This window comes from Marinobacter xestospongiae (genome assembly GCF_023156385.1).
In the GTDB taxonomy this organism is placed as follows: Bacteria; Pseudomonadota; Gammaproteobacteria; order Pseudomonadales; family Oleiphilaceae; genus Marinobacter; species Marinobacter xestospongiae.
The window spans coordinates 58234-75884 of record NZ_JAKZAK010000005.1; the positions used below are offsets into that span (position 1 = coordinate 58234).

Here is a 17651-nt window from a genome sequence, read left to right on the forward strand (position 1 = left end):
GAACGGTAGTTATCTAGACCAGGCCAGCCAGTGGCAGTGTCCAGACTCCGAAAGCAATCAGCAGGATGCCGGAGAGCTGGCGGAAGGTGCGTTGTTGTTTCAGTCGTCGCAGGCTGTTGGCGGCAAAGCCCGTCGCCAGCATGGAAGGCAGTGTCCCCAGACCGAAACAGGCCATGGTCAGTGCCGCGGTGGTAACTGTCGGTTGCAAGGCCGCCCAACCCAGAGTGCTGTAGACCAGGCCGCAGGGCAGCCAGCCCCACAGTGCGCCAAGAGCCAGGGCCTGGCCGGGGTGATGAACTGGCAGGAAGCGCTTGGTCAGCGGCGACAGCCGGTTCCAGATCGGTCCTCCGAGTCGTTCGACGTAGCGGATGCCCTGCCACCATTGCCCCATCGACAACCCCATCACGATCAGTAGCAGCCCCGCCAGGGTTCGCAGGACCGGTGCCAGCTGTGCCCACTGGGCGGCGGCGTTGGTGCTGAGCAGCGCGATCAGTGTGGCCAGCAGCATGTAGCTGCCGATGCGGCCTGCGTTGAATGCCAACAGCATCAGGGTCTGCCGCCAGCGAAAGCCCTGGCCCACGGGCAGCGCCATGGACAGGGACGCACTGATTCCCCCGCACATGCCCAGACAGTGGGTGCTGCCCAAAAAGCCGATCAGAAAGGCGCTGGAATAGCTGAGGTACAACTCTGCCGCCATCAGCTTTTCGGTTCCTCCTCGGAGGAGTCGGTGGCATCGTCCCTGGCCTCTCGCTTGGCGGCCTGGCTCTTGTCGTCGGGACGGACATCCTCGGGAATCATATCGCGGTCGTCATCGTAGAGTATGCGGTGGGCGGGGCCCTCCAGATCGTCGTACTGACCGTTCTTGACCGCCCATGAGAACAGGATCGCGCCCACGGCGACGATGATCAGGGTCAACGGCACCAGTATCAGCAGGATTTCCACACTATCACCTCGTATTCAAAGCCTCTTCCGGGACGGTATCAGGCTGCAGGGTTAACGCCAACCAGCGTGGTTTCGGTGTTGCCGGAATCGTCCTGGCGGCCCAGTCTCAGGGCATTCATTACCACCACCAGTGAACTCAGGGACATGCCAATGGCGGCCAGCCAGGGTGGAATCAGACCGGCGGCCGCCAGTGGCAGGGCACACAGGTTGTAGCCAAGGGCCCAGGCCATGTTCTGACGGATTACCCGACGGGTCTTGCGACTGGTATCGATGGCCTGCTCCAACTGGCTGAGCTGGCCGTTCAGCAGCACAGCGTCTGCCCGCAGTTGGGTGAGGTCGGCGGCATTGCCCATGGCGACAGCCACTCCGGCGCCGGCCATGGAAGGCAGATCGTTGAGACCGTCACCCACCATCATGATGTTGTGGCCGTCGGCGCGCAGTTGCTCCAGGCGGGCCAGCTTGTCCTCAGGTGTGGCCTGGCCCTGGGCTTCATCAATGCCCAGCAATTGGGCGATATGCTCGACATGGCCGGAGCGGTCCCCGCTCAGCAGCAGGGTGCGAATGCCCCGTCGCTGCAGGCTGGCGATGGCGGCACGGGCGTCATCACGGGGCTGGTCGTCCAGCACGAAGCGCCCCAGCACCTGGGTGTCTGAGGCCAGCCAGATCTCGATGCCCTGGTGGGAAGCAACTTCCGGCAAAGGGGCCGATGTGTGGTCCTGTACGAACTCGCGATGGCCGATGGCGACGGACTGCTGTTGCCATTGGCCGGTCAGGCCGCCGCCGACGTGGTTGCGGATGTCGGTCACGGGATACGGGCGGAAGCGGTGGAACACCTTGGCAATGGGATGCTCTGAGGCCTGCTCCAATCCGGCGGCGACACCGTTCAGGGTATCCCGGTCCAGGGCGGCCATGGTTTCGCTGTGTACCAGTGACAGCTCGCCCTGGGTGAGGGTGCCGGTCTTGTCAAAAACAACGGTATCGATGTTGTTCAGGGATTCCAGGGTGTGTCCCCGGGTGGGCAGGAATCCCAGCTTGCGAAGTTTGACCGTTGCACTGGTAATGGCGGTCGGTGTCGCCAGTGAGAGGGCACAGGGGCAGGTTACCACCAGCACCGACAGGGTGATATCGAAGGCCCGGTCTGAACCGGCCAGCCACCAGCCGATCCATACCAGTGGCGATATGATCAGGATGCGGCTGACAAAAACGCCGGCCACCCGGTCAGCCATGCGGGCAATGGCCGGCTTCTCTGACTGAACCCGGTCGAGAATGCGCAGTATGCCCGACAGACGGGTATTGGCGCCGGTTTTCTCGACCCGCACGGTCAGCGGATTCTCGCCATTCACGCTGCCGGCATGGACCGCATCACCCGGCTGACGGGTTTCCGGCAGATACTCGCCGGTGAGCGCGGCTTCGTTGAGGGTGGAGTGGCCGCTGACGATGACGCCGTCCACCGGCAGGGTTTCGCCGGGCTTCAGCCGAATGATGTCGCCGGTGGTCAGGTCATGGGTGGCCACCAGTTCGCTCTGGCCATCCGCTTCGCGGGTAGCGACGGACGGCTGGACCCCGGCAAGGGCATTGCCGGTGAGACCGGCCCGGTAGCGCGCCTGCATTTCAATGTACCGTCCCAGCGACAGCAGGAAGGTAAACATGCAGACCGACTCGAAATACACTTCCTCACCGCCGACTACCGTTACCCAGGCGCTGGCGGAATAGGCCAGGCCGATGGCGGTCGCAACGGGCACGTCCATGGTCAGATGGCGACTGCGGATGTCCCGCAGGGCATTGCGAAAGAACGGGCGGGCACTGTAAAAGACGACCGGCGTGGCGACCAGCAGACTGAACCAGCGGAAGAACTGGACAAACTCGGGAGAGAGGTTGTTGATCAGCTCAAAGTAGAGCGGGAAGGCCAGCATCATGCTTTGCATGGTGGCGATGCCAGCGACACAGAGCCGGATCAGGGCGGAGCGCTTTTCCGCCTTCAGGGCCTGTTCGGCCTCGTCAGCCTGGTAGGGGCGGGCGCGATAGCCCAGCTCGTTGATGGCAATCAGCAGATCGCTCAGCGAGGCCTGGTCGGGGGACCACACCAGCCGGGCACGTTGGGTGGTGTGGTTGACGGTGAAGGACTGCACCCCCGGCCGCTGGCCAAGGTGGTTCTCCAGCAGCCAGATGCAGGCGGCACAGGTGATCCCTTCGATCAGCAGCTGAGCCTCGCGCCCCGCCTTGACCGAAGCGACAAAGCTTTGCTGCACCAGCGGGTGATCAAACTCCCGCAACTGGGCAAGCTCGGTCTGAGACAGAATCCGTGGTGTGACGGCGGGCGCGGTCCGGTGCTGATAGAAGCCGTCCAGACCCTCCGCACGGATGGTCTGGCAAACCGATTGGCACCCCAGGCAGCAGAAGTGCTGGGTCTCACCGTCCAGTTCGAGGGTGATCGGCGGGTCGCCATCAGCTGGCTCGCCGCAGTGGAAGCAATCCAATGGAATCACCCGTCCTCGCTGGCTGCCGTCCCCAGGGCCATTGGCATTGCGGCGGGCAGCAGAATCTCACCCTTCAGGCGCCAGTCGTTATCCGGGCTGCGCAGGTCGAGGTACCAGCGACCGTTGATGTCGCGAGGCATGGCGGTGGTGTAGGCATGCTCAGACACCGGGTTGAGCTGAATGGTGCGGTCTTTCTCTTCCAGTGTTGGGTGAAACAGCTTGAGGATCAGATAGGGGTAGGACACCGCTGACTTGTCGCTGGACATGGTTACCCGGATCTCCTGCTCGCCGGAGAAATCGAGAACTGCGCCCAGGCCCAACTCCACCGCCTTGGTGTCGCGGGCCAGTTCCAGGTTGATGCTTTTTCCTTCCTTTGAGTAGTCATCCGTCACCATGGCGTTTTCACTGGTAATTGCCATGGTGATCATGAATATGCACCAGATGATGGCGGCGGCGGGGAAGAAAAGAAGGAACCAGAGCCAGGGTTGGCGGTACCAGGGGGCGACTGGGGTGTCATTGCTCATAACGAATTCTCTGTAGTGACGCGTTTACCGGTAAAAATCAGGCCGCCGGCACTAAGGCCGGCGGCGGTGTGACCAGGATTCTACCGGAAGGTTCGATTACTGGCTGGGTCCAACGAACCGGCTCTCGGTTTCAATGGTCAGCGATTCGTCCGTGAGCGACCGCATGGTGAAGGTGATGGTGCTGTTGGTGTCGTGGATGGATTCAGGGTCCACTTCCACGACCGCAGGCAGCGACAGGTGTTCACCACTGGCGACGTTAACTTGTGCCTTGCTGGTCAAGGTCAGGGTGTCCAGCCCGCTGACCGACAGTTGGTAGGTTTGGGGAACCTCCGACATATTGGCTATTTTCAGGGTATAGGAATTCTCGATCAAACCCCGGCCGTTGTAATTGAACAGGGCCCCGCGATCACGCAGTACGTCGAGTTCCGCCGGTACCCGTGTGGACAGGGTAAAGATAATGGCGGAAACCATCAGCGAAAGCACAATGCCGTAACCGAAGGTCCGGGGACGGAGCAGCTTGGAGGTTTTGCCCTCCAGCTCATTTTCGGTGGTATAACGGATCAGCCCGCGGGGGTAGTTCATTTTGTCCATGACGTTATCACAGGCGTCGATACACAGGGCGCAGCCGATGCACTCGTACTGCAGGCCGTCGCGGATATCGATGCCAGTGGGGCAGACCTGTACGCACAGGCCGCAATCGATGCAGTCGCCAAGCCCCAGTTCCTCTTTGGCCGCGGTTTTCTTGCGGCCGCCGCGGGGTTCACCCCGGCTCGGATCGTAAGACACGATGCGGGTGTTGGGATCAAACATCACGGACTGGAAACGGGCGTACGGGCACATGTAGAGGCACACCTGCTCCCGCAGCCAGCCGGCGTTGAGGTAGGTGGCGACCGTGAAGAAGGCCACCCAGAAGTAGGCCCAGCCGTTGGCCTGCAGGGTAAACAGGTCTGCAATCAGCTCGCGGATGGGGTAGAAGTAGCCCACAAACGTCAGGCCGGTTGCCAGGGCAATTAACAGCCATGCGGTGTGTTTCAGGCTTTTCTTGACCACCTTCTCACGGGAGTTCTCGGACTTGTCCAGCTTCATCCGCTTGTTGCGGCTGCCTTCAATCCGCTCTTCCACCCACATGAAAATGAAGGTCCAGACGGTTTGCGGGCAGGTGTAGCCGCACCAGACCCGGCCAAACAGTGTGGTAATGAAGAACAGCCCAAAGGCGCAGATGATCAGCATCCCCGAGAGCAGGAAGAAATCCTTCGGATAGAAGGTGGCGCCGTAGAGGTGGAACTCGCGGGCGGGCAGGTCGAAGTGGATCAGGGGCTGCCCGTCAATGGTGATCCAGCAGAACAGGAAATACATCCCCATCAACCCCATCAGGCTGAAGAAGCGTATTCGCTGGAACAGGCCCTTTACTTCTTTGACGTAAATTTTCTTACGTTCGGCGTATAAATCGACGGTCTCTGCTTTTTTCTTGTTGTTGTCGGAGGCATCAGTCGAAGGATCGATTTGCTTAACCGGAATCTGACTGCTCATCATGACCTCCCAATCAGGGGCATGCCTCTTTTGGGCATTCTGTGGAATCCTCTCAAGCCTGGGCCTGCGATCGCCGGACTCAGGGTTCAAAAGACTCGGAAGGAGGGGAGGGCGCTGCCCCTGGGATCAGGGACAGCGACCGTTAGCCTTAGTTCGACAGGCTGTAGACGTAAGCGCCCAGAATATGGATCTGGTCTTCGCTCAGACGTCCTTTCTGGGCCGGCATCTGGTTCTGGCGACCGTAGAGCACGGTCTCCTCAATACGGTCATAGGTGCTACCGTAGAGCCAGGTATTGTCGGTCAGGTTGGGGGCGCCCATGGCCTGCATGCCTTTGGCATCCTGGCCGTGACAGGCGGCACAGGCTTGCATGAAGACCTGCTCGCCAGCCTTGGCGGCTTCCGGATCGCGGGCGCGATCACTGAAGCTCAACACGTAGTTGACCACCTGGTCGACCTGCTCGGAGTCCATATTCGGCATCATGCCCTTCGCTGGCATGGCGCCCTGGCGGCCGTGAGTCAGGGTCTGGACGATGGTGTCAGGATCGCCACCGTACAGCCAGTCGTCGTCGGTCAGGTTGGGGAAACCAACCGCGCCGCGGGCGGCGGAACCGTGACAGACTGCGCAGTTGTTGGCGAACAGACGCTGACCCATCTTCATGGCATCTTCGTTCTGGGCCAGTTCGACGATCGGGGTGCTGCCGTACTGGGCGTAGATCTCGCCGTACTTGGCTTCCGCGACCTGAACTTCCTTCTCCCACTGGTTGTGTTGCGTCCAGCCGAGCAGACCCTTGAAGTTACCCAGGCCGGGGTAGAGCGCCAGGTAGCCAAGGCTGAAGACACAGGTGCCGACAAACAGGTAGAACCACCACTTCGGCAGAGGGTTGTCGTACTCTTCGATGCCATCGAAAGAATGGCCGGTGGTACGCTCGGTTTCGGTGTCGGTGGTCTGGCTCTTGCGTGTTGCCCAAAGCAGCCACCAGCACCCAAAGATGGTACCGAGCACGATCGCACTGATCCAGATGCTCCAGAAGGTACTCATTGTTTCTTCTCCGTTCTGTCTTTCTCAAGGGTACGGCGATCGATCTCATCATCGTCGAAGGGCAGGTGTGCCGCTTCGTCATTCGACTTCTTGCGGCGGGCGCTGTACGCCCACCAGCAGATGCCGAGGAAAGCGATCAAGACCAGCAACGTATGGATGCCGCGTACCTCGTTAATATCCATCGGGATCACCGTTTGGTTGAAATCACAGTGCCGAGCTGCTGCAGATAGGCGACCAGCGCTTCGATCTCGAACTTGCCTTGTACCTGGTCAGCCGCGTTGGCGATCTGCTCATCGGTGTAGGGCACGCCCAGAGTCTGCATGGTCGTCAGCTTGGCTGCAGTGCCTGTGTGGTCGACCTTGTTCTCAAACAGCCAGGGGAATGCCGGCATGTTGGATTCAGGTACCACGCTGCGCGGATCAAACAGGTGCATCCGCTGCCAGGCGTCGGAGTAACGACCGCCAACCCGGGCCAGGTCCGGACCAGTCCGCTTGGAGCCCCACAGGAAGGGACGCTCGTAGACGAACTCGCCAGCCACGGAGTAGTGGCCATAGCGCTCGGTCTCGGCACGGAACGGACGGATCTGCTGGGTATGGCAGACGTGACAGCCTTCACGGATGTAGATGTCACGGCCTTCCAGTTGCAGCGGCGTCAGCGGTTCCAGGCCAGCCACGGGCTCGTTGGTTTCCTTGAGGAAGAACAGGGGCACAACCTCGACCAGGAAGCCGCCGCTGATCACCAGTACGATCAGCAGGGCCATCAGGCCGACGTTCTTTTCAATAATGTCGTGTCTCATTGGTCTCTCTACTCCTCTCAGGCAACCTGGGCCGCAGCGTTATCCAGGGCAACCGCGTCTTTCTGCTTGATGGTCTTGCGTACGTTGTAGGCCATGACCAGCATGCCAGAGACGAAGATCACACCACCCAGCCAGCGCACGAAGTAACCCGGGTAGGAGGCTTCCAGGGACTCGACGAAGCTGTAAGTCAGAGTGCCGTCGGCGTTTACCGCGCGCCACATCAGACCCTGCATGATGCCGTTGACCCACATGGCAACGATGTACAGAACGGTGCCGACAGTGGCCAGCCAGAAGTGCAGGTTGATCAGGGCGGAGCTGTACATTTCACGAACGCCCCACAGTTTCGGGATCAGGTGGTACATGGCACCGATACTGATCATCGCAACCCAACCCAGCGCACCGGAGTGTACGTGACCGATGGTCCAGTCAGTGTTGTGGGAGAGGGCGTTGACGGTCTTGATAGCCATCATCGGGCCTTCGAAGGTAGACATACCGTAGAAGGACAGGGAAACCACCAGGAAGCGCAGGATCGGATCGGTACGCAGTTTGTGCCAGGCACCGGAGAGGGTCATCATGCCGTTGATCATGCCGCCCCAGCTCGGAGCCAGCAGAATCAGGGACATAACCATGCCTGCGGTCTGTGCCCAGTCAGGCAGGGCGCTGTAGTGCAGGTGGTGACCACCGGCCCAGACGTAAGTGGCAATCAAAGCCCAGAAGTGAACGATGGACAGACGGTAGGAGTAAACCGGACGGTTGGCCTGCTTGGGAACGAAGTAGTACATCATGCCCAGGAAGCCGGCGGTCAGGAAGAAGCCTACCGCATTGTGACCCCACCACCACTGGATCATGGCGTCGGTGACACCCGCGTAAGCGGAGTAAGACTTGAAAGCGCTGACCGGAAGCGCCAGGTTGTTACCAACGTGGAGTACCGCAACCGTGATGATGAAGGCTCCGTAGAACCAGTTGGCCACGTAGATGTGAGGCGCTTTGCGCTTCATCACCGTGCCGAAGAAGACCGCGGCATAGGCCACCCAGACCAGGGTGATCAGGATGTCGATCGGCCATTCCAGTTCGGCGTATTCCTTGGTGGAGGTCAGACCCTGGGGCAGGGTAATAACCGCCGCCACCATAACAGCCTGCCAGCCCCAGAACGTGAACTGTGCAAGGCCATCCGAGAACAGGCGTGCCTGACAGGTCCGCTGGACCACGTAGTAGGAAGTTGCAAACAACGCACAACCACCAAAGCCGTAGATTACAGCGTTGGTATGCAGCGGCCGTAGACGGCCGAAGTGGGTAAAGGGCAGATCCAGGTTAACAGAGGGCCAGACGAGTTGTGCTGCAATCAGCACACCCAGGCTCATCCCGATAATACCCCATACCACTGTCATGATGGCGAACTGTCTCACCACCTTGTAGTTGTATGTCAGGTTTGGATTTACTGTGCTCATAGCCTTACCAATGGGTTTAGAGTGGGGAAGTATGCGGGCGCAAGTATGGAGAAAGCATGACATCATTGCAATGACTCAGGTCAAGTCACGACAGGCTGCCAAAGGTCTCTCAAATCAGCCACATGGCCGAATATTGCCAACCGGTATCGGCAAAAATCCGGACCTGTGAAAGCACCCCCTATATAGATGCACTACGGATTTAATCCGGTGATCTACAGGTTCGTTCTGGAGCCCATAAAAAAACGGCCCTAAGCCTTTGAAAACACAAAACAGCTCCATCTGGTCGAACCCGGTGGGCCGCCATGGGGCGCGTTTTCAAAAGCGGGGCGTTATTCTTAGGCTCCTTATTAGAACCCACATGATAGTCGCTAATGGAGGTCAGGTGAACTCTACTGAAGCATATACAACCCGCGGCCGTGGCCCGAACTGCCATGGTACGCTGCTGTTGGCTCACGGTGCTGGAGCACCCGCTGACTCCTCTTTTATGACTACGCTGGCTGAGGCGATGGCGGATCAGGGGGTTACCGTCGTGCGGTTCGATTTCCCGTATATGCAACGGCGCAAGGCCGATGGTCGCAAGCGGCCGCCGGATCGGGCAGAGAAGCTGCTGACGTTCTTCAGGGAGCAGGTTGACCTTGCTCGGGAGGTTTCGAAGGGCGGTCCATTGTTTATCGGGGGCAAGTCCATGGGTGGGCGGATGGCCAGCCTGTTGGCCAGCGAACCTGAGATGGAGGGCGCGTTCAGCGGAGCAATCGGTTTTGGCTATCCATTCCATCCTCCGGGCAAGCTGGATCGCTGGCGAACCGATCACTTCCCGGCGCTTTGGACGAAGCTGTGCATCATCCAGGGTACACGGGACCCGTTCGGCAAGTTGGACGAGGTGGTGGAACATCTTGGCCGGAATCTACCGCTGGTGTTGCATTGGCTCGATGGCGGTAACCACGATTTTCAACCGCTCAAGTCGTCCGGGCGAACGCAGCAGCAATTGATCGAAGAGGCAGCGAGCCACGCTGCCCGCTTTATTCGTGGCTGCGATTAGTTGCCCTGTCGATCGATGACGGTGTGTTATCGGCGACCGCCAGTTGGTTTCGGCCGGCAGCCTTGGCCTGGTACAGAGCGTCGTCGGCCCGCTGGAACAGTTGTGCCGGTGTCTCGTCGTCTTGCAGCACGGCGACGCCGGCGCTCAGTGTCAGTTGAATGTGCAAGCCTTCCCGCTGGCCGGCGGGGCAGGATGCCAGACGTTGCAGGAACTGGTTGGTCACCTGCTGAGCGCCGGCAAGGTTGGTGTCGGGAAGCAGCAGCGTGAACTCCTCCCCGCCAAAGCGGGCAACCACATCCTGGGGCCGGTGGACGGCGTGCTTCAGTTCATCTGCAATGTGGCGAAGGCAGAGATCACCCACCGCGTGGCCATAGTGGTCATTGATGCGCTTGAAGTGGTCTGCATCCAGCACCACCAGCGCCAGCGGGCGGAGGTGCCGGTGAGCCTCGCGTATCAGTTCAGTGAGGCGCCCGTCGAGGTAGCGGCGATTGTGCAGGCCGGTAAGACTGTCCCGGGTAGACAGTGCCTCCAGTCGCTGATTGGCGGCCTCTAGGTCACGCATGGCTTCCTGCAGTTGGGTCGTGCGTTCGGCAACCTCCCGTTCCAGGCGCATCTTGGCACGGTTTTCCGCAAGCCAAAGGCGTTTTTGCATATCACGCCAGCGCTGCACAATGGCGTAGTTCAGCAGCAGTACCTGGCCGCCTATCGCACTTTGCATGATCATCTCGTGCTGCAGGAAATCCGGGATATAGCCAAACGCCGCGAGGGCATAGGTGAGGGTGCCAAGCACCATCAGCGACCAGGACAACACATACCATTTGGCGTGGCTGTGGCCCTGCCGCCAGCGAATAACGCCGATAAAGAACAGACTGAAGATCAGTGCCAGGGCTGCAACCGTTATAATGGCAATGGCGTGGTTGTAGGGCAGAACCAGAGCCAGCACCAGCAGAGCACAGGCGATGCCGGTCTGGGCGGTCATCAGCCGCGAGGTAAGCGGGCTTTGCCGACGCACCTGCAAAAAGGAGCGCCCGAACAGATTGATCGCCAGGGCGCACAAAGCCATGGACAGGGGGATGGCGGTATTGGCCAGCCAGGGACTGCCGGGCCACAGGTGCTGGTAAGCAAACCCGCCCATGGCAAACAGGAAAAGCCCCAGGGATGCCATATAAAAGGCGTTGAAAAAGTAGTAGCGGGTACCGGAGCTGATAAACAGCAGCAGGTTAAACAGGGCGAAGATAATCAGGGCGCCGTAGAACAGCCCATGTGTGAGAGTCAGCGTGTTGCTCTGCGCCACCAGTTCGTCGGGGGTAAGCAGTGACAACGGCAGGTTCAGTGCGCCCTGGCTGCTCAGTCGGACGTAGAGCGTAGCGGCTTCGCCCGCGTTGAGGCTGATCGGTACCAGGTAGTAACGGTAGTTGATGCCCCGGGCGTCAAAGGGGCGCTGGTCACCGGTTTCAATGATTGATCTGCCATTGGCTTTGTGCAGGGTGAAGGAGACATAATCCACCGGTGCATAGTCCAGTGCCAGGTACCAGAAGCCAGGGGTTGGGCCATCATTCCTCAGGTTCAGCCGAATCCAGTATTCCAGTTGTGAGCGGGGGAATGCCAACTGCTCACCATTGGACGCTTGCCACTGCAGTTGGGCGGGGAGTTGGGCGGGCGTGATTTGCCGCCAGTCGCCCAGATCTGTCGGTTGAGACAGATAGCAGGTATGGTACAGCAGCCGATCACGCTGGACCGGATCGTTGACCGACAGCAGGGGGCAGGGCGTGCTCTGGTTCCCTGTCGATAAAGGGTGATTGCCGGCACTTTGGCCGGATACCAGGCAGAGGCTGAGCAGGACCAGCCCGCGTAGTAGGGTCATAGCGGAAATGCCGTCGAGCAAAAACGCGCAGCGTATCAGGCGACCGTCAGCTTGTTCTGTTGCGCAGTATTCAATTATCAACATAGGTATGTCATGGGCCGCTTAGTATTGTTTTGTCGACCGGGTTTCGAGACCGATGCCGGACGTGAATTGACGGACATGGCCGCCCAGCGCGGTTGTTACGGTTACTTCAGTGTAGGCCCTGCCGGCGGCATCGTGGAGTTCCATCTGTCCGGTGGGGAGCGGGCGTCGGATCTGATGGCGCGGGTGTCGATTGACGAGCTGGTGTTCACCCGGGACTGGATCGAGGTGTTGACCGTGCTGGAGTTGCCGGCGGAGGATCGTGTCGGCGCGGTGATTGAGGCCCTGCGCTTGCCGGATGTGGCACTGCCACCCTGTGGGCGGCTGGAAGTGCGCTTGCCCGAAGGCCACGACGATGGTGATCTGGGGCGGTTTGCCCGCAAGTGGGTGGCGCCGCTGTCCAAAGGGTTGCGTGGTGCCGGCCTGATGCCCGCCGACCAGGACGGCCATGGTGACTACCGTCTGGAGATTCTGCTAACCGGCTTTGACCTGGCATGGGTGGGCATCAGCCGTGCCGCCAATCGGTCCCGCTTTCTCGGCGGTATTCCGCGCCTGCGGTTGCCGGCGTCTGCCCCCAGCCGGTCTGCATTGAAGCTGGAAGAAGCCTGGAAGGTTTTCTTTCCTGAGGAGCAGGCGCTGTTCTACCTGGGGGGAGGCAAGAAAGCGGTGGATCTCGGGGCCGCCCCGGGAGGTTGGAGCTGGCAGCTGGTCCGCCAGGGCATGATGGTGACTGCCGTGGACAATGGTCCGATGCAGGCGGAGTTGATGGCCACCGGCCAGGTTCAACACGTTGAAGCCGACGGCTACACCTGGCGACCTAAGCGGGGTGTGGACTGGATGGTCTGCGACATCGTTGACCATCCACGGCGAACCGCCAAAATGGCCGTTTCCTGGATCGTGGACCGGATGTGCCGTTACACCATCTTCAATCTCAAATTGCCGATGAAGAAGCGCTACGACGAGTGGCTGATCTGCCGTGAGCTGATTGAAGAGGCGTTATCGGAAACCGAGTTGAACTGGTTCTTCAAAGCGAGCCATCTGTATCATGACCGTGAGGAGATCACCTGTTTCATCGAGCGGCGGGACTGATTGCCTGGGTGGCGACGGGGAGGAGCCCCCTGAGGGCTCCCTAGCTTTGCATCAGGATGGTAATCTTTTCGTCCTGATCCATCATCGGGATAATCTCCGCCAGTAGATCCTTGCGTTCGTCGGAGTGGTACCAGCGGTCCCAGTCGGCGACCGAACGCCAGTTGGCCAGGGTGAGGCGATGATTGGGGTCGGTGGCATCGACCAGGGTCTCCCCGGAAATAAAGCCCGAGGCTCCGACGGCGTGTTGCAGGATTCGGCGGGAGCGTTCTTCGTAGGCGTCTTCGAGCGATTCAGCGATGTGGCGTTCAATGATGACTCGTATCATGGGCGTACCTCAGGTCTGGCCAACAAAAAAGAACCTATACCTCTAACTTAGCACGGATTTTCTGCCTCAGCCCGGGAGCTTGGGCCAACCTGCCGGCGGTGGGTTGTGGGCATGACGGCTCGCTGGCAGATCAATGGGAGAACTCACTTGGAAACACCAGCCTTTGCCGCTGAACTCGATGCACGCGGACTGTTCTGTCCTGAGCCGGTCATGATGCTGCACAACCGTATCCTGGACGTCGCTGCCGGCGAGGTTCTGAAGGTAGTGGCCACGGACCCGTCGACCACCCGGGACATACCCCGCTTTTGCCAGTTCCTGAGCCACGAACTGGTGTTGCATCAGGAACTGGGCGGGGAATATGTCTATTTCATCCGTCGGGGGCAGTAGTTGGTTCCTGATTCCAACCGCTGGCACCTAGCCCTGCCGGGCTAGGCGAACCTTCTGCAGGTGAGCCAGGAACTGGTCCCGGTCCATTTCACCCAGTACGCGAAGGGACTGGGACTCCTCGCCGCTGGCTTCGTAGAACAGGATCGCTGGCGGACCAAACAGCCCCAGTTCGTTCAGCAGAGCCTGCTGTGACGGAGTGTTGTCGGTCAGGTCAATCTGCAGCAGGGTGTAGTCCGCCATGGCGCGGTGCACTGCGGGATCGCTGAACACTTCCCGCTCCATGACTTTGCAGGAGATACACCAGTCGGCGTAGAAATCCAGAATCACCGGGCGATCGCTGGCTGCAGCCGAGGCCAGCGCCTGACGAATGGCATCGGGGTCTTCCATGCGTTGGAAGCTGGATTCGGCCGGAGCTTCGATGGTGGTAGTCGCAGCGCTGGCGGTGAATGGCGACAGCGGCTTCAGGGGATCATGGGCGCCGGCCAAAGCGCCCGCCAGCAGTGCAATGCCATAGCTGAACAGGATCAGGCCGCAGCCTTTCCAGGTGCGCTGCCAACCGGCTTTGGCGCCATCGAAGGCCCCCAGTTGCACGCCTGTTACCGCTGCCAGAGCGCCCCACAGTGTCAACGTCAGCCAGGCTGGCACCAGTCGCTCGACCAGCCAGATGGCAACCGCCAGCAGCATGATGCCATAGAACGACTTCACCACATTCATCCAGGGCCCAGTTCCGGGCAACAGGCGGCGACCGCCGACGGCGACCAGAATCAGTGGTACGCCCATGCCCAGGCCCAGCGCGAACAGCGCCAGCCCACCGACCACCGCGTCCTGGGTGGTGCTGATGTAGAGCAGGCTGCCAGCCAGGGGAGCCGATACGCAAGGTGAGACCACCAGGGCCGACAACGCGCCAATACCGAAGATGCTGGCGACCCGGGACCCGGTCAGACGATGGCTGGCCTGATTCAGACGATCGCGGATGACAGCCGGCAATTGTAGGTCGTAGAGGTTGAACATGGACAGTGCAAACAACACAAACAGGGTGGCGAACACCCCGAGTACCCAAGGCGACTGCAGTTGCGCCTGCAGATTGAAGCTGGCGCCAAGCAGCCCAGTCACCACGCCGGCGGCGGCGTATGTCAGCGCCATCCCCAGCACATAGCTCAGTGACAACAGCAGGGCATGTAGGGTGGTCTGGGTGTTCTGGCTGGAGACCAGTGATGAGATGATCGGCACCATTGGCAGCACGCAGGGCGTGAAGGTCAGCCCCAGTCCCAATAGCAGGAACAGTCCGGCAATGGCCCACAGCGGCTGGTTGGCCAGTACGCTGGCGAGTCCGGCCGCCGATTCGGTATCGCTGGCGCTCGGTTGAGGGGGCGTGGGCACCGCTGTTGAGGCCGCGGTGCTGGTTGCACCGCCGGGGTAGTAGAGCACGTCCTGGGTTTGCGGAGGATAGCACAGGCCTGCCTCGGCACAGCCCTGGTAGCTGACCTTGAGGTTAGCTTCCTGCCGGCCTGCCGGCAGCGTGACCGGAACGGTCACCGTAATCGGCTGGTAGAAGACGGTGACCTCGCCGAAATACTCATCCTCGGTGGCGGTGCCAGGCAGCGAGTAGCTCGGCTCGCCCAGAATCACACCGTCCTCCACCGCCTGGATGCTGATTCGATCCTTGTACAGATAATGCTTGGGCGCGATGTCCCATTGCAGGGTGATAGCGCCTCTTTCGCTGGAAAACCCGAACGGCAGCGCTTGATCGACCGGGAGGAAATCCTGGTTGCTGGTTTCGAACAGGGACGAGCCTCCCAGATCCAGCGCCCGAACCGGCAGTGACGCCAGTAAAAGCATAAATGCCAGAGTCAGGGTGCGGGTGAGCGAATGGGTCAGCGTCCGAAAGCCGGTTGCTGTGGCGGTGCCTGTGTTGATTGAAGGAGTTGCCGGGGACATATCAGCTGCTTAGTCTGCCTGTTCCATGAATGTAGGGGCGTCAGGGTGGGCCTGCCCATGGGAATCGACCGGTGGACCCGGTGCCGGTCGGAAAGTTCCGCGCGGGGATTGTTGCGGGTTTCGGTGTTGCTGTCGAGGCACTGGTATTGTGTCGGTTAAAGTCGCACAATAGCCGTCGCATGAATCACCACCCGAACGATCTTATCATGCTGTTCAACGACCTGTTCCGGGAAACTTACCGGACAACCCTGGTCCGGGGCAGCGACGAACCCGAATACCTGCCGGCCACCGGCTCTGATCAGCCGGCCCAGGTTATCTTTGCCCATGGCTACTTCGCCAGTGCGCTCCATGAAATCAGTCACTGGTGTATTGCCGGCGAAGAACGTCGCAGACAGGTTGACTACGGCTACTGGTATTGCCCTGATGGGCGCACTGCCGAACAGCAACAGGCGTTCGAAAAAGTGGAGATCAAACCCCAGGCGCTTGAGTGGCTGTTTTCCGTGGCCGCCGGATTCCGCTTCCACATCAGTGTTGATAATCTGTCAGGAAATGGCGCCGCGGATGAGCTGGGGTTTCAGCGCAACGTAAGGGAACAGGCCAATCGCTACCTGATCCACGGCCTGCCTCGAAGGGGCGCGGCCTTTTTCGACACACTTTTGAACTTCTACGGTACCCGACCGACGTTTGACGCCGCCTGGGAGGCGGCTCTTCCTGAGCGGTTGCGGGATGCCTGAGACCCGACCTCCAACAGGCGCGGCCAACAGGCCGGCGCTGGCCCGGGTTCTCCCGACTGCAAGGTATTAGTACGCATATGACAACATCCAATCCGCAACCGGCCGCTGAGGCCAGTGTTGAACCTGAAACGACAACCCCGGCCAAACCCGGTAGCGACAAAGGCATTGCCTTCAAGGATCTCAAGCTTGATCAGCGCCTGCTGGATGCCATCACCGAAATCGGCTTCTCTCACTGTACCCCGATCCAGGCCGAAACCCTGCCGTTTACCCTGGCCTGCGAAGACCTGATCGGTCAGGCGCAAACCGGCACCGGCAAGACCGCCGCCTTCCTGATTACCGCGATCCAGAGCATGCTGGAAGTACCCATCGACAAGAAAGACCGCTTTGCCTCCGAGCCCAGGGTGCTGGCGCTGGCACCCACCCGGGAGCTGGCAATGCAGATCGCCAAGGACGCCGAGCAGTTGTGCGCCCATACCGGCCACAATGTGGTGACGGTGGTCGGTGGTATGAACTACGACAAACAGCGGGATCAGCTGCAGAACGAGATTGTCGATATCCTGGTGGCAACGCCGGGGCGGTTGATCGACTTTCTGGGTTCCCAGGATGTGTTCCTGGACCAGCTTGACCTGCTGATTCTGGACGAAGCAGACCGCATGCTGGACATGGGGTTCATCCCGGATGTGAAACGCATTATCCGCAAATGTACGCCGAAGGAAGAGCGCCAGACCCTGTTGTTCAGTGCCACCTTCAACCAGGATGTGCTCAACCTGGCGTCGATGTGGACCCGCAACGCCGAGTTCGTCGAGATTGAGCCGGAGCAGAAGACTGCGGAGCGGGTCAAGCAGACCGTGTACCTGGTGTCGGAAGATGAGAAGCTCACCGTGCTGGTGAATTACTTCAAGCGGGATGGCGTTGACAAGGCCATTGTGTTTGCCAACCGCCGTGACCAGTGTCGGGATCTGGAAGAGAACCTGCGCAATCAGGGTGTGAAAGTGGCGATGATGTCGGGCGAGATTGCCCAGAACAAGCGCCTGAAAACACTGGACCAGTTCAAGCGTGGCGCGATCCAGGTGCTGGTCGCGACCGATGTCGCAGGCCGGGGGATTCACGTCGATGGGGTTACCCACGTGTTCAACTACAACCTGCCGGAGAACGCCGAGGACTACGTTCACCGCATTGGCCGCACCGGTCGGGCGGGGCAACACGGCATCTCCGTCAGTCTGGCGGGGGAGGACGATTCCTTCTCGTTGCCGGCCATTGAAACCTACATCAGTCAGAAGCTGACGGCGACCGTGCCGGAAGAGGATCTGACCACGCCACTGGAGAAGCCGCCGCTGGCGAAACGTCGAGGTCGTCGACCATCCGGAGGTCGCCCCTCGGGCGGACGCTCGTCCGGTGGCCGTAACTCGCGTCCACGCAGGAACTGAGACCCAGGGAA

General features: G+C 60.3%; 17 protein-coding genes. 5 read left to right on the plus strand and 12 right to left on the minus strand.

What is annotated here, in order from left to right; translation table 11 throughout:
• Nucleotides 1–13: 13 nt before the first annotated feature.
• The 9 genes from MLD24_RS04695 to ccoN all read right to left on the minus strand — a co-directional run bounded on the left by MLD24_RS04695 (nucleotide 14) and on the right by ccoN (nucleotide 8756).
• Nucleotides 14–697 (minus strand): sulfite exporter TauE/SafE family protein, encoded by a 684-nt coding sequence (locus MLD24_RS04695; RefSeq protein ID WP_248164627.1) that lies wholly within the window; start codon nucleotides 695–697, stop codon nucleotides 14–16.
• Entirely contained in the window at nucleotides 697–942 is a 246-nt protein-coding gene (gene ccoS, locus MLD24_RS04700; protein ID WP_248164628.1) for a cbb3-type cytochrome oxidase assembly protein CcoS, read from the minus strand. Before ccoS ends, MLD24_RS04695 begins: the two co-directional genes overlap by 1 nt.
• A 38-nt stretch (nucleotides 943–980) precedes the next feature.
• The gene (locus MLD24_RS04705; protein ID WP_248164631.1) at nucleotides 981–3428 is read right to left on the minus strand and encodes a heavy metal translocating P-type ATPase; all 2448 of its coding nucleotides are present in this window, start codon (nucleotides 3426–3428) and stop codon (nucleotides 981–983) included.
• Nucleotides 3425–3943 (minus strand): FixH family protein, encoded by a 519-nt coding sequence (locus MLD24_RS04710; protein WP_227175634.1) that lies wholly within the window; start codon nucleotides 3941–3943, stop codon nucleotides 3425–3427. The genes MLD24_RS04705 and MLD24_RS04710 overlap by 4 nt, the downstream gene beginning before the upstream one ends.
• Nucleotides 3944–4039: 96 nt before the next feature.
• Nucleotides 4040–5473 carry a cytochrome c oxidase accessory protein CcoG gene (gene ccoG, locus MLD24_RS04715; RefSeq protein ID WP_227175636.1) on the minus strand — a complete coding sequence of 478 codons (1434 nt, stop codon included), beginning with the start codon at nucleotides 5471–5473 and terminating at the stop codon, nucleotides 4040–4042.
• Nucleotides 5474–5621: 148 nt separating this feature from the next.
• Entirely contained in the window at nucleotides 5622–6512 is an 891-nt protein-coding gene (ccoP, locus tag MLD24_RS04720) for a cytochrome-c oxidase, cbb3-type subunit III (RefSeq protein ID WP_227175637.1), read from the minus strand.
• Nucleotides 6509–6694 carry a cbb3-type cytochrome oxidase subunit 3 gene (locus MLD24_RS04725; RefSeq protein ID WP_227175639.1) on the minus strand — a complete coding sequence of 62 codons (186 nt, stop codon included), beginning with the start codon at nucleotides 6692–6694 and terminating at the stop codon, nucleotides 6509–6511. The genes ccoP and MLD24_RS04725 overlap by 4 nt, the downstream gene beginning before the upstream one ends.
• 5 nt (nucleotides 6695–6699) lie before the next feature.
• Nucleotides 6700–7308: a cytochrome-c oxidase, cbb3-type subunit II gene (gene ccoO, locus MLD24_RS04730; protein ID WP_227175641.1), complete on the minus strand. Its 609-nt coding sequence runs from the start codon at nucleotides 7306–7308 to the stop codon at nucleotides 6700–6702.
• Between the two features lie 17 nt (nucleotides 7309–7325).
• Nucleotides 7326–8756 carry a cytochrome-c oxidase, cbb3-type subunit I gene (gene ccoN, locus MLD24_RS04735; RefSeq protein WP_227175643.1) on the minus strand — a complete coding sequence of 477 codons (1431 nt, stop codon included), beginning with the start codon at nucleotides 8754–8756 and terminating at the stop codon, nucleotides 7326–7328.
• Nucleotides 8757–9114: 358 nt separating this feature from the next.
• On the opposite strand from ccoN, the gene MLD24_RS04740 reads away from it, so the two are divergent.
• A complete protein-coding gene (locus MLD24_RS04740) occupies nucleotides 9115–9795 on the plus strand; it encodes an alpha/beta family hydrolase (RefSeq protein WP_427902071.1) in 681 nt (226 codons plus the stop codon).
• Here MLD24_RS04740 and MLD24_RS04745 read toward each other — a convergent pair.
• Nucleotides 9776–11659 carry a sensor domain-containing diguanylate cyclase gene (locus MLD24_RS04745; protein ID WP_248164639.1) on the minus strand — a complete coding sequence of 628 codons (1884 nt, stop codon included), beginning with the start codon at nucleotides 11657–11659 and terminating at the stop codon, nucleotides 9776–9778. The two genes, MLD24_RS04740 and MLD24_RS04745, sit on opposite strands and share 20 nt — an antisense overlap.
• A 93-nt stretch (nucleotides 11660–11752) precedes the next feature.
• Between MLD24_RS04745 and rlmM the strand changes: the two genes are divergently transcribed.
• A complete protein-coding gene (gene rlmM / locus MLD24_RS04750; protein WP_248164641.1) occupies nucleotides 11753–12829 on the plus strand; it encodes a 23S rRNA (cytidine(2498)-2'-O)-methyltransferase RlmM in 1077 nt (358 codons plus the stop codon).
• 40 nt (nucleotides 12830–12869) lie between these two features.
• Here the strand turns inward: rlmM and MLD24_RS04755 are convergent, their stop codons facing one another.
• Nucleotides 12870–13154 (minus strand): antibiotic biosynthesis monooxygenase family protein, encoded by a 285-nt coding sequence (locus MLD24_RS04755; RefSeq protein ID WP_227175651.1) that lies wholly within the window; start codon nucleotides 13152–13154, stop codon nucleotides 12870–12872.
• A gap of 147 nt (nucleotides 13155–13301) precedes the next feature.
• Here MLD24_RS04755 and tusA point away from each other — a divergent pair, with 147 nt between their 5' ends.
• On the plus strand, nucleotides 13302–13541 hold the full coding sequence (gene tusA, locus MLD24_RS04760) for a sulfurtransferase TusA (RefSeq protein WP_425562294.1): 240 nt from the start codon (nucleotides 13302–13304) through the stop codon (nucleotides 13539–13541).
• 27 nt (nucleotides 13542–13568) lie between these two features.
• Here tusA and dsbD read toward each other — a convergent pair whose 3' ends face one another.
• Nucleotides 13569–15479 (minus strand): protein-disulfide reductase DsbD, encoded by a 1911-nt coding sequence (gene dsbD / locus MLD24_RS04765; RefSeq protein ID WP_248164647.1) that lies wholly within the window; start codon nucleotides 15477–15479, stop codon nucleotides 13569–13571.
• A gap of 206 nt (nucleotides 15480–15685) precedes the next feature.
• Here dsbD and MLD24_RS04770 point away from each other — a divergent pair, with 206 nt between their 5' ends.
• Together MLD24_RS04770 and MLD24_RS04775 are read left to right on the plus strand one after the other, a co-directional pair.
• Nucleotides 15686–16213, plus strand: coding sequence for an elongation factor P hydroxylase (locus MLD24_RS04770; RefSeq protein ID WP_425562293.1), 528 nt, complete (start codon nucleotides 15686–15688; stop codon nucleotides 16211–16213).
• A 77-nt stretch (nucleotides 16214–16290) separates the two neighbouring features.
• A complete protein-coding gene (locus MLD24_RS04775) occupies nucleotides 16291–17640 on the plus strand; it encodes a DEAD/DEAH box helicase (RefSeq protein ID WP_227175658.1) in 1350 nt (449 codons plus the stop codon).
• Nucleotides 17641–17651: the final 11 nt, after the last annotated feature.